The sequence below is a fragment of the Xanthomonas sp. NCPPB 3442 genome, from assembly GCF_056725145.1.
The window spans coordinates 2,082,290-2,096,687 of the sequence record NZ_CM161514.1 but is presented as its reverse complement, the minus strand read 5'-3'; the positions used below and the strand labels follow the sequence as shown (position 1 = coordinate 2,096,687).

General features: G+C 66.2%; 14 protein-coding genes. 8 read left to right on the top strand and 6 right to left on the bottom strand.

All coding sequences use genetic code 11. The features are described from left to right. Positions 1-96 precede the first annotated feature (96 nt). Both pheA and serC read right to left on the bottom strand, forming a co-directional pair. Positions 97-1,305, bottom strand: a complete 1,209-nt coding sequence (gene pheA, locus AC1POX_RS09165; RefSeq protein ID WP_011347047.1) for a prephenate dehydratase — start codon at positions 1,303-1,305, stop codon at positions 97-99. A gap of 84 nt (positions 1,306-1,389) precedes the next feature. Then, positions 1,390-2,475, bottom strand: coding sequence for a 3-phosphoserine/phosphohydroxythreonine transaminase (gene serC / locus AC1POX_RS09160; RefSeq protein ID WP_011347046.1), 1,086 nt, complete (start codon positions 2,473-2,475; stop codon positions 1,390-1,392). 176 nt (positions 2,476-2,651) lie between these two features. Here serC and msrP point away from each other — a divergent pair, with 176 nt between their 5' ends. Continuing rightward, positions 2,652-3,620 (top strand): protein-methionine-sulfoxide reductase catalytic subunit MsrP, encoded by a 969-nt coding sequence (gene msrP / locus AC1POX_RS09155; RefSeq protein ID WP_372357018.1) that lies wholly within the window; start codon positions 2,652-2,654, stop codon positions 3,618-3,620. A gap of 125 nt (positions 3,621-3,745) precedes the next feature. Beyond that, positions 3,746-4,402, top strand: coding sequence for a protein-methionine-sulfoxide reductase heme-binding subunit MsrQ (msrQ, locus tag AC1POX_RS09150; protein WP_008576242.1), 657 nt, complete (start codon positions 3,746-3,748; stop codon positions 4,400-4,402). On the opposite strand, the gene AC1POX_RS09145 is transcribed toward msrQ, so the two are convergent. Continuing rightward, on the bottom strand, positions 4,344-5,153 hold the full coding sequence (locus tag AC1POX_RS09145; protein WP_014089873.1) for an FHA domain-containing protein: 810 nt from the start codon (positions 5,151-5,153) through the stop codon (positions 4,344-4,346). The two genes, msrQ and AC1POX_RS09145, sit on opposite strands and share 59 nt — an antisense overlap. 235 nt (positions 5,154-5,388) lie before the next feature. On the opposite strand from AC1POX_RS09145, the gene AC1POX_RS09140 reads away from it, so the two are divergent. The 3 genes from AC1POX_RS09140 to AC1POX_RS09130 all read left to right on the top strand — a co-directional run bounded on the left by AC1POX_RS09140 (position 5,389) and on the right by AC1POX_RS09130 (position 7,925). Then, positions 5,389-5,664 carry a polyhydroxyalkanoic acid system family protein gene (locus AC1POX_RS09140; protein WP_008576246.1) on the top strand — a complete coding sequence of 92 codons (276 nt, stop codon included), beginning with the start codon at positions 5,389-5,391 and terminating at the stop codon, positions 5,662-5,664. Positions 5,665-5,826: 162 nt separating this feature from the next. After that, on the top strand, positions 5,827-6,387 hold the full coding sequence (locus AC1POX_RS09135) for a phasin family protein (protein WP_372357017.1): 561 nt from the start codon (positions 5,827-5,829) through the stop codon (positions 6,385-6,387). Between the two features lie 539 nt (positions 6,388-6,926). Next, positions 6,927-7,925 (top strand): restriction endonuclease, encoded by a 999-nt coding sequence (locus AC1POX_RS09130; RefSeq protein WP_011347042.1) that lies wholly within the window; start codon positions 6,927-6,929, stop codon positions 7,923-7,925. Positions 7,926-8,107: 182 nt separating this feature from the next. Here the strand turns inward: AC1POX_RS09130 and hutC are convergent, their stop codons facing one another. The 3 genes from hutC to AC1POX_RS09115 are packed head-to-tail and all read right to left on the bottom strand — an operon-like array spanning position 8,108 to position 10,532. Further along, positions 8,108-8,845, bottom strand: coding sequence for a histidine utilization repressor (gene hutC, locus AC1POX_RS09125; RefSeq protein WP_008576253.1), 738 nt, complete (start codon positions 8,843-8,845; stop codon positions 8,108-8,110). A gap of 28 nt (positions 8,846-8,873) precedes the next feature. Further along, entirely contained in the window at positions 8,874-9,101 is a 228-nt protein-coding gene (locus AC1POX_RS09120; protein ID WP_008576254.1) for a hypothetical protein, read from the bottom strand. Between the two features lie 60 nt (positions 9,102-9,161). After that, entirely contained in the window at positions 9,162-10,532 is a 1,371-nt protein-coding gene (locus AC1POX_RS09115) for a formimidoylglutamate deiminase (protein ID WP_071117823.1), read from the bottom strand. A gap of 60 nt (positions 10,533-10,592) precedes the next feature. Between AC1POX_RS09115 and hutI the strand changes: the two genes are divergently transcribed. The 3 genes from hutI (at position 10,593) to hutG (ending at position 14,392) form a co-directional block, all read left to right on the top strand. Next, entirely contained in the window at positions 10,593-11,798 is a 1,206-nt protein-coding gene (hutI, locus tag AC1POX_RS09110) for an imidazolonepropionase (RefSeq protein ID WP_127165853.1), read from the top strand. Positions 11,799-11,811: 13 nt separating this feature from the next. Continuing rightward, positions 11,812-13,353: a histidine ammonia-lyase gene (gene hutH / locus AC1POX_RS09105; RefSeq protein WP_218488411.1), complete on the top strand. Its 1,542-nt coding sequence runs from the start codon at positions 11,812-11,814 to the stop codon at positions 13,351-13,353. 181 nt (positions 13,354-13,534) lie between these two features. Further along, positions 13,535-14,392 (top strand): N-formylglutamate deformylase, encoded by an 858-nt coding sequence (gene hutG, locus AC1POX_RS09100; protein ID WP_218488410.1) that lies wholly within the window; start codon positions 13,535-13,537, stop codon positions 14,390-14,392. Positions 14,393-14,398: the final 6 nt, after the last annotated feature.

The following is a 14,398-nucleotide window of genomic DNA, read 5'->3' as shown; positions in this document are numbered from 1 at the left end:
CCAATGCTGACGATGCGCTTTGAAGAAGGTTGCGGCGCTGCCGTCGATACAAGGTCGCGGCGCTCCGGCATGGATTGTCGTATCGAGCTTCGATGCTCAGGGAATGGCCACCGGATACGAACCCAGCACCTTGATCTGTGCCGAGTGCGCTTTCAGTTCGGCCAGCGCCTGCTTCATCGCATCGTCTTCGACATGGCCGATCAGATCGATGAAGAAGCCGTATTCCCACTTGGCCTGATGCGAGGGCCGCGATTCGATGCGGTTCATGCTGATGCCGTGGCGTGCGAACGGGCTCAGCACGTCGAACAACGCACCTGGCTTGTCGTGGATGAACACCAGCACCGAAGTGCGGTCGTGCCCGGAGGAAGGAAAGATCTGCCGCCCGATCACCAAAAAGCGCGTGGTGTTGTCGTCGTCGTCCTCGATCGACTTCATGATGACCTTCTTCAAGCCATACACGTGCGCTGCGCTTTCGCCGCCGATGGCCGCGGCATCTTCAGCATTGCGTGCGCGGCGTGCGCCTTCGGCGTTGCTGGACACCGCGATCTTTTCCACCTTGGGCAAATGCGAGCGCAACCAACCTGCAGTCTGCGCGAACGATTGCGAATGCGCGTAGATGCGTTCGATATCTTCCAGCCGGCCGTTGCGCGAAAGCAGGTACTGATGCACGCGCAGCTCGACTTCGCCGCAGATTTTCAGGTTGGAGGTCAGGAACATGTCCAGGGTGACCTGGATGGTGCCCTGCCCCGAATTTTCCACCGGCACCACGCCGAAATCGGCGTTGCCGGCTTCCACTTCCTGGAACACTTCTTCGATGGTCGCCATCGGCAACCCCACCGCCGAGCGGCCGAAATGCTTGAGTACCGCCTGCTGGCTGAAGGTGCCTTCCGGGCCGAGGTAACCGATCTTCAGCGGCTCCTGCTGGGCCAGGCACGCCGACATGATTTCGCGGTAGACGTGCACCAGCACTTCGTCGCTGAGCGGGCCTTCGTTGCGGTCCACCACCATGCGAAGCACCTGCGCCTCGCGCTCGGGGCGGTAGTAATCCACCGCCGCCGCAAGCTTGCCCTTGGCCTTGCCGACCTGATGCGCGAAGTTGGCGCGCTCGGCAATCAGCGCCTGGATGTTGCGGTCGATCTCGTCGATCTTGGCACGCACATCGGCCAGCACCGGCGCGGCGGTCTTGATCGCGGCCTTTTCAGCCGGCGTGTTTGCAGGTTTGCTGTCTGAAGCACGCACCGATGTCTTGGTCGGCTTTTTCTTGCCGCCTGTGGCGGCCGTGGACTTGTCGGACTTGGGGGCCATCGCTGGGCATTCCTAAAAAATGGCGGCGCATGTGCGCTGTCAGCGCATGCGCCTGCGCGGCAGACGCCGCAGGTAAATGAAGACTCAGCCGTGACGCTGCTGGAAGTCGTGCATGAACGCGGCCAGCGCTTGCGCGCCGGCCACCGGCATCGCGTTGTACAGCGACGCCCGAATGCCACCGACTGCCTTGTGCCCCTTCAACGCGAGCAGCCCGGCTGCCTTGGATTCGCTGACGAACAGCGCATCCAGCTGCTCGTCCGGCAGAAAGAACGGGATGTTCATGCGCGAACGCACTGCCGGTTTGATCAGGTTGCGATAGAAGCCGCCAGAGCCATCGATGGCGCCATACACCAGCGCGGCCTTCTCGGCATTGCGGCGCGCGAACTCCTGCACTCCGCCCTGTTCCAGCATCCACTTGACGGTCAGCCCGAGCACGTACCAGTTCCAGGTCGGCGGCGTGTTGAGCATCGAATCGCGCGCGGCATGCGAGGCGTAATTGAAGATGTCCGCACGCGGTTGCCCGGCGCGCTCCAGCAGATCGCGCCGCACGATCACCACCGAAATGCCCACCGGGCCAAGATTCTTCTGTGCGCCGGCGTAGATCAGGCCGTAGCGCGAGATATCCAGCGGCTCGGAGGCGATCGACGAACTGAAGTCGGCAAACAACGGCAACGTGCCCACGTCCGGCGTGTCGCGAAATTCGACGCCATGGATGGTTTCGTTGGCGGTGATGTGCACGTAGGCCGAATGCGGCGACAAGGTCCAGCTGGCCGCCGGGGGAATGTCGACAAAGCCATCGGCCTGCGCGTCGGCGGCGATGCGCGCATCCACAGACGTGGCCGCCTGCTTGATCGCGGTCTTGCCCCAATGCCCGGTGATCACGTAGTCGGCCGCCTGGCCGGGCGCGGCAAAATTCAGCGGCAGCAGCGCCTGGATGGTGGTGGCGCCACCGGCGGTGAACAGCACCGCATAGTCGTCGGGAATCGACAACAAACTGCGCAGATCGGCTTCGGCGGCAGCCGCCACCGCCATGAAATCGGCGCTGCGGTGGCTGATTTCCACGATCGAGGCGCCGACGCCGTTCCACTCGACCATCTCTGCCTGCGCCTGCCGCAGGACCGATTCCGGCAATGTCGCAGGGCCGGCACTGAAATTGAACGCGCGTGTCATGGCACACCTTGGTCGAGCTAGCCTTCTAGTATGCCGCAGCGCATCGGGCTTGGCAGCGGACAAAAAAGTTGCAGCTGCATCCTTTTGACTGAGCCTGACGTAACGTAGACACGTGCCCAGGCGAACTTTTGTCTTGGTTCGTTACTCTCACGCTGCAGCCACTGCCGGAGCCTGCCATGTCGTTTCGCGATGCTTTCAACTTGCCGTCCAGCGAGATCACCGATGAGGCCGTCTACCGCGACCGACGCCGGCTGCTACAGCTGTTTGCGCTGACCCCGGCGCTGGGCGTGGCCGGCTGCGCCGAGGCCGATCCGCCGCCTCCGCCCAAGACCGTGGTGACCCCGGCGCAGGCGCGCAGCGGCTTCCGTACCGCCGAGGAACTGACCCGGCTGGAAGACGTCACCAGCTACAACAACTTCTACGAGTTCGGCACCGACAAGACCGATCCGTCCAAGGCCGCCAAGACCCTGAAGCTGTCGCCGTGGTCGGTGAAGGTCAGCGGCGAATGCGAAAAGCCCGGCAGTCTGTCGCTGGACGAGTTGCTCAAGGGCATCAGCGCGGAGGAACGCATCTACCGGCTGCGCTGCGTGGAAGGCTGGTCGATGGTGATCCCGTGGACGGGCGTGCCGCTGGGCGAGGTACTCAAGCGCTTCGCGCCGACCTCCAAGGCCAAGTACGTGGCATTCACCACCCTGGCCGACCCGCAGCAGATGCCGGGCGTACGCTACCGCTCGATCAACTGGCCGTACCGCGAAGGCTTGCGCATCGACGAGGCGATGCATCCGCTGACCCTGCTGGCCACCGGCCTGTACGGCAAGCCGCTGCCGCAGCAGAACGGCGCGCCGTTGCGCCTGGTGGTGCCGTGGAAGTACGGCTTCAAGAGCATCAAATCGATCGTGGAAATCCGTTTCGTCGAAAAAATGCCCGAGACCGCGTGGCACGATCTGCAACCGTCCGAATACGGCTTCTTTTCCAACGTCAACCCGGCAGTGGACCACCCGCGCTGGAGCCAGAAGACCGAACGCCGCATCGCCGGCACCGCCAGCAAGCTGTTTGCCGAGCGCATCGCCACAAAGCCCTTCAACGGATATGCCGATCAGGTCGCTTCGCTGTATGCAGGCATGGATCTGAAAAAGTGGTTCTAGGCAACACACAATCTGGCATCGACCCGGCGTAGGAGCGCACCCGGGCGCGACGGGCATGACCACCAAAGCCAGTCGCGCCCGGGTGCGCTCCTACGCTTCAGCATCGTTTCCTTCTTCGAGATCGCATGGCCAAGACATCCACTTCCGTGATTGCTGCCAAGACGCTGGTGCATGCCGCCGCGCTGGCGCCGATCGCCCTGCTCGGCTGGCAATTCTGGCAGGTGTGGCAAGGCGGCAGCGACGCGCTGGGCGCCGATCCGGTGGCCGAGATCGAACACCGCACCGGGCTGTGGGCGCTGCGTTTCTTGCTGATCACCCTGGCGATCACGCCGTTGCGCCAACTCACCGGGCAGGCCGTGGTGATCCGCTTCCGCCGCATGCTGGGCCTGTACGCGTTCTTCTACGCCAGCGTGCATCTGGCGGCTTACCTCACGCTGGACCTGCGCGGCTTCTGGACGCAGATTTTCGAGGAGATCCTCAAACGCCCGTACATCACGGTGGGGTTTGCGGCGTGGTTGTTGCTGATGCCGCTGGCGATCACCTCCACCCAGGGGTGGATGCGTCGGCTCAAGCGCAACTGGGGCCGCCTGCACACGCTGATCTACCCGATCGGCCTGCTGGCGGTGCTGCATTTCTGGTGGCTGGTGAAATCCGATATCCGCGAGCCGGCCCTGTACGCCGGCATTCTTGCGGTATTGCTGAGCTGGCGCGTCTGGAAAAAACTCAGCGCGCGCCGAACCATAGCAAGGCGCTCAACGCCGCCGCCAGCAACACCGCGCTGAGCAGCAACCAGGGCCAGCGGGCCACCTTCACCGGTGCGCGCGTCGGCTCTGCAACCGCACGCGGCGGCGGCGGGGGTTCGGTATCGGGCAGATCCCAGGTGGTGCCGTGGTGCGTCCTCGGCACTTCCACCACGAAACGGTGGCGCGCATCGAAGACGACCTGGTCGCCAGCCTGCAGCCAGCCGTCGCGCACCTGGACGCCATTGATCCAGCTCCCCTCTTCCGAACCCAGATCGCGGATCAGCACACGGTCGCCGTGTCGTTCCAGACGGGCGTGCTGCGCCGCAAATGCCGGGTCGTCGATGACGATATCGGCGGCAGCATCGCTGCCGACCAGACGCGCGCGATCCAGGGTGAAACTGCGACCATGATGGCGCCCGCCGATGCCGCGCAACAACAGGCAGACCTCGCCGAGGTTGGCCGTGTCGTCGTGGATATCGTTGGCCGGCGCACTGGACGGGGCACTGCGCAGCAGCATTTCCACGCCATCGGCATAGATCGCATCGCCCGCCCGTAGCAGCGCCATGCGACGCACCGGGCGCCCATTGACGTGGATACCGCGAATGCCGCTGGCTACCTGCAGCCACAGGCCGCGTTGGTCCAGGCAGAACTGCGCCAACAGCAACGCGCCCTGCGCATCGCCGACCACCCGCACGCTGCCGGAGGCATGACGGACGATCCGGTGGACGCCGGGCTTGAGGGAATGATCCGGCTGCTGCCGGTGGGTGAAATGAACTTGCAGGTCGCGCACCCGCCGCAGCCTAGCAGGTTTGCCCCCATGCGCGGCCATCGGTGGTGATCGGAGCCGTGCTGGATCGCTGGCGCGGGCGCGCCAGGATCGCGCTGCCGTCGGCTGAGCAGGCGGCAGCGCAGCTTGCAGACCTGTGTTTGCGACACGGACAGCAAGGCCACACATGGCCGCACTTGGAGCTGGGGCCTGGCATGCGCACAATGCGCCCTCACTTTTCGCATGACCCATCGCACCCATGTCCAGCATCGATATCCGCCACGACCATTCCTTGACGCCGGCCCAGGCACGCGCGGCCATCGACGAGGCGGCGCGCAAGCTGACCGATCGCTACGGCGTCGCTTCGCATTGGGAAGGCGACACTTTGCGCATCGCACGTGCCGGCGTGGACGGAGCAATCGCGCTGTTGCCGCAACAAGTGCACGTCACCGCCGAACTCGGCTTTTTGCTGTCGGCGGTGCAGCCGATGGTGGAATCGGAAATCCGGCGCTTGCTGGCCGAAAAACTGGCCTGATCGCGCGATTGGCGCTGCGCTGCTTCAGCGTCAAGTCACCTGCTCGGGCGCTTGCGGGTAGATGCTTTCGGCACGCCTGATCGGGCAGTGCTTCACCTGCCCGATGCAGGGTCGGCACTAGGGTGAACGCAATGTCACGTTGGCAACCTACAGGAGCATCGCATGACGACCGGATACGATCAGAACGGTAACCGCGGTAACGCGGCCCAGGGCTTCCAGGCGCAGGCGGAACAGATCTCGCGCCGGCTTGGCGAATCGGCTCAGACCGTATGGCTTGCCGGTCTGGGCGCGCTTGGGCGCGTGCAGAACGAAGGCAGCAAGCTGTTCGACTCGTTGGTGCGCGAGGGCGCCGCCTATGAGCGCACCGGCCAGCGCAGGGCGGCCGAGAGCGTCGACGAATTGCGCGAAGAGGTGGAAACCCAGTTCGAGCAGGCACGCGATACCGCGGTGCGCGGCTGGGACAGACTGGGCAAGGCCTTCGACGAACGCGTGAAGGGCGTGCTGCGCACGCTCAACATTCCCGAGCAGGAAGAATTGGAAAACCTGCGGCGCGAGGTCGAATCGCTGAAGGCCCAGGTCCGCGCAAATACCGCGGCCACCAAGCATGCCAACCGTACCGCTAACCAGGCGGCGCAGGCGGCCAGCGAGACGACCGCTGCCGGCGGCGCGGGTGCCGGGGCGGCATCGTCGTCCAGCAATCCCGGTGCGTTCGACCCGGAATGAGCGCAACAGTGAAAGCAGCCGCGCTGTCATGTGACGGCGCGGTTGTTGCCCGAGATGGTGAAGGGAGTCATCGCCGAGTGCAGCTGCGCACTACGTTTCTGCACGCCGGCCAAGCGCGGCGCCCCCAGCCACCTCGAGCGGTGTCATCGGCTGGTGCTACCCGCGCCGATGGGTGCAACTCACCGTGGGTGGTGTATTGGCTAATCCGCAGCCGCGCGTTGGCGATGGACCGGCGTGAGGATGCAGCGTCGCTGACGTGCGATTTGGCCCTGCGCAGCCTTTTTGAATCAGTGGCTTAGCGCCAAAACGCAGCTCTTCCGGCCCGATGTTGCAAAGCAACATGATTTTTTGGACAATCGGGAACGACCCGCCAGTCCTGCGTTACGAAGTCCGTTTGCTCCCCTCCCCTCACGGCTTCGGACTGGCGGGTCTTTCGCTATCTGGATCACGGCTCGCGATATCACCGCGCACGATCCATTGACGAATCTTTCGCGAAGGATTCTTCTACACGCACGATTCGTTATACGCGCCATTGCTTGATGCTCATGCCTTCCTGGATTCTGGCGCCCTTGGCCGCACTGCTGCTCTGGCTGGCGGTGTCTGCCTACCTGTGGCTGGTACGACGACGCGCCAATGAAGTGCATGAAGGCGTCCGTGCGCTGGCCATCATGCACTGGCGCGATTTTTCCGCCGTGGTGCTGCGCGTCCTGCAGGATCAACGCGGATGGCAGCCCACCCAGCTGCCGCAGGATGGCCTGCCCACCGCCGATTTCATGATGCAGACCGAGCATGGCACCCGGCTGGTGGCCTGCAAGCACGGGCGCGGTTATCGCATCGGCGTGGCGGCGGTGAACGAGCTGGGCGCGATGGCACGGCTGGCTGGTGCAAACGGCGGCGTGATGGTGACCGAAGGCCGCATGGAGCGCGAAGGTATCGCCGCCGCGGAGAAACAATCGATCGAAGTGCTGGACGGTGTGCGTCTGTGGCCGCTGCTCAAACCCTATCTGCCTGGCGATGTGGAAGCCGGCGTGGTTGGTGCGGCGCGCCGCCGCGCGATCCGCCATAGCATCATCGCCGGCGCCGCGCTGGCGACGCTGGCCGTCATGGCGGTGCTGGCGCTGCGCCCGCCGGCTCCGACGCGGGCCACACCGCCCGCTGCGGCGTCTGCACCGATTCCCGCACCGGCCCGCGTGGTCGCACCGCCCACGCCCTCCGCCAGTACCGCCCAGCCGGGCCCGTCACCTACTGCAGTGGCCCCGGCCGCGCCGGCAGCCGGCGCAGAACCGGATGCAGCCACCATCCAAGGCTATCAGCGCGAGGTTTCCAAGGCGTTGGCGCAGACACCGGGGCTGGTGCGTGGCATCTGGCTGACCCAGGCAACCCTGGTAGTGGATCGGACGGTGGAAGACAGCGCGGCATGGCCGCTGATTTGCCGCGAGCTGCAACGCTACCCGTACCTGCGCACGGTGCGCGTGCAACTCAACCCGCGCCCGGGCACCGCCGAGCCGGTGCGCTGGCGTCAATGCAGCACGATTTGATCCTGGGGCGTTGGCTGCTGTCGTCGTGCCGCGTCGCCTGCCTGCCCAGCCGGGCACCTGATCGTGAACACGCAGTCGCCGCCATCCCGGCGTGCAGCGACTGCAACACGGCCGGTACCGTTCAGCGAACCCCTGGCGACTTGAGCGCTGCAGTACCGCGCCCGTCGCCTGCCGACGTCATCTCAGCGCAGTCCCGGCGCGAACCGTGCCACCAGATCGTACGAACCGCCTAGAAACATCTGGCGCACGTAGGTGACCGGCAGCTCGCCGCGCCAGGTGTGGCGGTCGATCACCAGGCAGGCCGCGCCGTCGTCCGCCTGGAGCTGCTCGGCCTGCGCGGCGTCGGCACTGGCAGCGCTGATGCGGTGCTCGGCACGCGTCCATGGCACGTTGCGCAATAACCAGCTGCCCGGCGCCACCTCCGTAAACGGCTGGTCCAATGCGTCGGGCACGGTGTTGATGTCGATCACGCGGTGCTCCAGCGCAAACGGGCGGCCGTCGGCCAGGTGCACGCTCTGCAATTCCAGCACCTTGCCGGTGCTGCCCAGCGCACGTTCCTGCGGCACGCGCTGCCGCACGTTGCGCAGCTGCCGCGACAACAAAGAGAACCGGTACGCATGGCCGCGCGTGGTCATTTCCACTTCGATGTCCGGGATCGAGAGCGCCACCTGTTCCAGATGCGGGTGCTGCCGTGCCACGAACGACCCAGTACGGCGGCGGCGTTCGATCATGCCGGCATCGGCCAGCAAGCCGAGCACCTTGTTCACCGTCATGCGCGAGCAGCCGTACTGCGCCATCAACTCGTGCTCGGGCGGCACGCGGTGCCCGGGCGGCCAGTCGCCGCTATGGATGCGTTGTTCCAGATCCTGGCGGATGCGCTGATGCAAGGTGCCAGGCACGATGGTGGTGGTGGCGGTCAAAGCGCGGGTCTCCGAAAAGAGCGGCTATTCAATCGGCATGCCGCATGGTCGGCAGCGTGCGCCAGCTGCAGGTTGCGGCATGCACCATGCACGCTGCATGGACGAGCGCACTGCGTGCACCTGCTCCGGAGTCGCAGCTGCGTCTGCGGTGGCTCCAGGAGCAGCACTGCGCGCGCATCCGCTTGGAGCGGTTCAGGCGCAGCCACTGGCGGTTGCGGCCGGGGCCCGTCATCGGCAGGTGCAAAGCGTACACCACGACTCCTGCGCGCCGTTGGGCAGCCACCTGACCACTCTCGCCACCGTGCGATGAGCAATGTCACTGGCCCAGCAGGCTGCGCAACACTGCGGCAAACCGTGTGGCGATACGGGCGCGGTCGACATGCTGCCCCTCGCGCACCACCCAGCGCCCGCCGCGCCAGACGTTGCGCACCGCGGTGCCACGCGCGGCGAACAGCCAGCTGTCCAGCAAGGCGTCGTCGCTGCGCGCCAGCAGGGCCGGATGCGCGGTGTCCAGTTCGATCAGATCGGCTGCTGCGCCGGCGCGGATGCCGGTCTGCGCGAGGCCCAGCGCCTGCGCGGCTCCCATGCCGGCCTGATCGTAGAGCCAGCGTCCGCTCGACACGGGCCCCTGCGCCACGACATTGCGTGCCTGCAGCGTCAGGCGCTGGCCGTATTCGAGCAGGCGCAGTTCTTCGGCTGCATCGATCAGCACATTCGAATCCGAGCCCACGCCAAAACGCCCGCCCACAGCAGCGAAGGCCTGCATCGGGAACACGCCATCGCCCAGATTCGCCTCGGTGATCGGGCACAGACCGACGACCGCGCCGCTGGCGACAATTGCCTGCAGTTCGTGTGCATCCACGTGCGTGGCGTGTACCAGGCACCAGCGCGTATCCACCGGCGCGTTGGCCAGCAGCCACTGCACCGGGCGCTGCTTGGACCAGGCCAGGCAGGCATCCACTTCACGCTGCTGCTCGGCGATATGGATGTGGATGGGGCCATCGGTAAGCGGTACCAGCCCTGCCAGTTGCTGCGGAGTGACCGCGCGCAGGCTGTGCGGCGCCAGCCCGAGTACCGCGTCCGGCAGCGCTTTCAGGCTGTGTCTGCAGTCGTCCAGCAAGCGCGCGAAGCCGTCAATGTCGTGAATCAGACGGCGTTGCGCCGGGCTGGGGGTGGCACCACCGAAATCCGAGTGCGCATAGAACACCGGCAACAGGCTGAGCCCGATGCCGGTGTTGGCGGCAGCGGCGGCAATGCGCTCGGACATTTCGCCGGGCTGCGCATACGGCGCACCGCTGGCTGCGTGATGCAGATAATGGAATTCGCCGACCCGGGTGAAGCCGCTTTCGAGCATTTCAACATATGCCTGCTCGGCGATTGCCTGCAGGCTGTCCGGGTCGAGCCGGTCGACGAAGCGGTACATCAGCTCGCGCCAGCTCCAGAAGCTGTCGCCGCTGCGCCCGCCGACTTCGGTCAACCCCGCCATGCCGCGCTGGAAGGCATGGCTGTGCAGATTCCCCAAGCCAGGCAACAGCACGTCGCAGCGCGTGTCGGTAATCGCAGCAGCCGCATTGGCCTCTACCGAAACGATGCGGCCCTGCTCTGCCGCGACCCGCACCTTGCTCGCCCAGCCGTCGGGCAACAATGCCCGGGCTGCCCAGAACACCTGCGTCTGTTGGTCTGCCACTGGACACCCTCGATCGCCGAACTTATTGTATATACATATCAGACACCACGAGCCTGCGCCATGCATTGCGACGTTCTGTGGCACAACGCGCAACTGATGACCCTGGATGCGGCCGATGGCGGCCTGGGCATCGTGGACGATGGCATCGTCGCCTGCCGGCACGGCCATATCGTCTACGCCGGCGCGGCCGCACAGGCCCCAGCGCTGCAGCCCGACAGTGCGCACGACTGCCGGCGCCGCTGGATCAGCCCCGGCCTGATCGATTGCCACACGCACCTGGTGTACGCCGGCAATCGTGCCAATGAATTCGAGCAACGCCTGCGCGGCGCCAGCTATGCCGACATCGCCGCAGCCGGCGGCGGCATCGTGGCGACGGTGCGCGCCACCCGCGCCGCCGACGATGCGGCGTTGCTGGCCGCCAGCCTGCCGCGCCTGGATGCGATGCTTGGCGAAGGCGTCACCACGCTGGAAATCAAATCCGGCTACGGGCTCACGCTGGACGATGAAGTCAAGCAGCTGCGCGTGGCGCGCCAACTCGCCGCGCTGCGCAAGGTGGAAGTGGTGCCGACCTTCCTGGGCGCGCATGCCGTGCCGCCTGGTGGGCAGGCGCAGCACTACATCGACCAGGTCTGCACGCAGATGATTCCGGCGATCGCCACGCAAGGACTTGCCGAGGCGGTGGACGTGTTCTGCGAGCATCTGGCGTTCTCGCAGGCGCAGGCCGAACAGGTCTTCGTTGCGGCGCAAGCGCATGGTTTGCGCATCAAGATCCACGCCGAACAATTGAGCAACCAGCACGGCGCCGAACTGGCCGCACGCTACGGCGCGTTGTCGGCCGATCACATCGAGTACCTGGACCAGGCGGGCATTGCGGCGATGGCCGCTGCCGGCACCGTGGCAGTGCTGCTGCCAGGCGCGTTCTACTTCACCCGCGATACCCAACTGCCACCGATTGCCGCGCTGCGCACGGCCGGCGTGCCGCTGGCGCTGGCCACCGATTGCAACCCGGGCACCTCGCCGCTGACCAGCCCGCTGCTGGCGATGAACATGGCGGCGACGTTGTTCCGCATGACCGTGGACGAATGCATCGCCGGGTTCACCCGCGAGGCTGCGCGGGCGCTTGGCCGCAGCGAGCGCCTGGGCCAGTTGCGCGCCGGCATGGACTGCGACCTGGCGATCTGGAACATCGATGCGCCGGCCGATCTGGTCTACCGCATGGGCTTCAATCCTCTTCATGCCCGCGTCTGGCGCGGGCATCTGTGCTGAATCCGGAGTCGTCATGAGTGTTTCTGTTGTCTTGCAACCCGGCCGGGTCACGCTGGCGCAATGGCGTGCGCTGTATCGCGGTGCCGACGTCGCGTTGGACGATGCATGCGCTGCCGCGGTGCTGCGCAGCGCGCAAACGGTGGAGGCCATCGTGGCGCGTGGCGAGCCGGTGTATGGCGTCAACACCGGCTTCGGCAAGCTGGCCAGCGTGCGTATCGAGCCCGAGGATCTGCAGACCCTGCAACGCAATATCGTGCTCTCGCACGCGGCAGGTGTGGGCGAGCCCACGCCGGTACCGGTGGTGCGGCTGATGATGGCGCTCAAGCTCACCAGCCTGGCCCAGGGCGCGTCCGGCGTGCAGCCGGGCACGCTGGCGTTGCTGGAAGCGATGCTGCGCGCCGGCATCACCCCGGTGGTGCCGTGCCAGGGCTCGGTGGGCGCTTCCGGCGACCTGGCACCGCTGTCGCATCTGGCCGCGGTGATGATCGGCGTTGGCGAAGCCTTCGTCGGCGCGCAGCGACTGCCTGCTGCCGACGCGCTTGCACATGCGCAGCTGCAGCCGCGCGTGCTGGGCGCAAAGGAAGGGTTGGCCCTGCTCAACGGCACCCAGTTTTCCACCGCCTGCGCCCTGGCCGGTCTGTTCGAGATCGAAACCGTCCTGCAGGCCGCGCTGGTCACCGGCGCGTTGTCGGTGGAAGCGGCCAAGGGCTCGGATACGCCCTTCGATGCGCGCATTCATGCCTTGCGCGGGCAGCCCGGGCAGATCGCCACCGCTGCCGCATTGCGCGCCCTGATGGCCGATTCGGCCATTCGCGAATCGCATCGGCTGGGCGATGTGCGCGTGCAGGACCCGTACTGCCTGCGCTGCCAGCCGCAGGTGATGGGGGCGGCGCTGGATGTGATGCGTCAGGCCGCGCGCACCCTGCAGATCGAAGCCAATGGCGTGTCCGATAACCCACTGGTCTTCAGCGACACCGGTGAAGCGCTGTCTGGCGGCAACTTCCACGCCGAGCCGGTCGCCTTCGCCGCGGACATGCTGGCGATGGCGGTCTGCGAAATCGGCTCGATCAGCGAACGCCGCACCGCGATGCTGGTCGACCCGGCACTGTCCGGCCTGCCCGCCTTTCTCACCCCGCGCCCGGGCCTGAACTCCGGCTTCATGATTCCGCAGGTGACCGCCGCCGCGCTGGTGTCGGAAAACAAGCAGCGCGCGTATCCGGCCAGTGTCGACTCGATTCCGACTTCGGCCAATCAGGAAGATCACGTGTCGATGGCTGCGCACGGTGCGCGCCGCTTGCTGGCGATGGCCGAGAACGCCGCCAACGTCATCGGCATCGAGCTGCTGGCCGCCGTGCAGGGCTGCGATTTCCATGCGCCACTGCGCTCCAGCACTGCGCTGGAAGCGGCGCGTGCCCTGTTGCGCGCGCAGGTGCCGACACTGCAGGACGACCGCTACTTTCATCCGGACATGCTGGCTGCCAGCGCATTGGTGCGCTCGGGCGCGCTGGCGCAGGCAGTGGCGATCCCGTTGCCGGGTGTGGAGCAGGACATATGAGTGGGCAGCGCTTATGCAGCGCGTCGATACCTGCCTCGACGCGGCCGCAACTGCAGTCTTTCGCGATCTCTCCAAGCATACGCACTTGCGATGACACCGTGCCGCGCACGCGAGGCATCCGCAACGCCCAGCTGCGCAACGCATGCCGCACGCACGCAGCACGCGTGCATGGAGCGCAGCGATGAACGCCCTGCCCGACTGGCTGGAACTGCACCGCGGCGACGCGCCGTTGATCGTCAGTTTTCCGCATACCGGCACCGAGTTACCGGAGGACGTGGCCGACCAGTTCGTGTCGCCGTGGCTGGCGCGCCGCGATACCGATTGGTGGGTACACCATCTTTACGACTTCGCACAGGCGCTGGGCGCCACCACGCTGCGGACTGCCATCTCGCGCTCGGTCATCGACGTCAATCGCGACCCGAGCGGGGCCTCGCTGTATCCGGGCCAGAACACCACCGGTCTGTGCCCGCTCACCACCTTCGACGATCAGCCGCTGTATGCCGATGGTGCGGCACCGGATCAGGCGCAGATCGCGTTGCGTCGCACGCGCTGGTTCGACCCGTACCACGCCGCGCTTGCCGGGGAAATTACGCGCCTGCGCGCGCAGCACGCGAAGATCGTGGTCTACGACGCACATTCGATCCGCTCGTTCATCCCGCATCTGTTCGATGGCGAATTGCCGCAATTCAATATCGGCAGCAACGAGGACCGCAGCTGCGACCGGCGCCTGGTCGATGCGGTGGAGCGCCTGTGCCGCAGCAGCGGCTCCAGCACGGTGCGCAACGGCCGCTTCAAGGGCGGCTGGATCACCCGCCACTACGCGCAGCCCGCGCAGGGCGTGCACACCTTGCAGATGGAACTGGCCTGCCGCGGCTACATGCGCGAGCCCGACAGCCTCACGCCCGAAAACTGGCCAACGCCGTGGCAGCCGGTACACGCCGTGGTGCTGCGCGCGGTACTGCGCCACGTGCTGCAGGCCTGCCTGCACTTTGCCAATGCGCCCTCTTCCGACGCCGCGCCGCCTGCGGCCAACCGCTGATTGCAA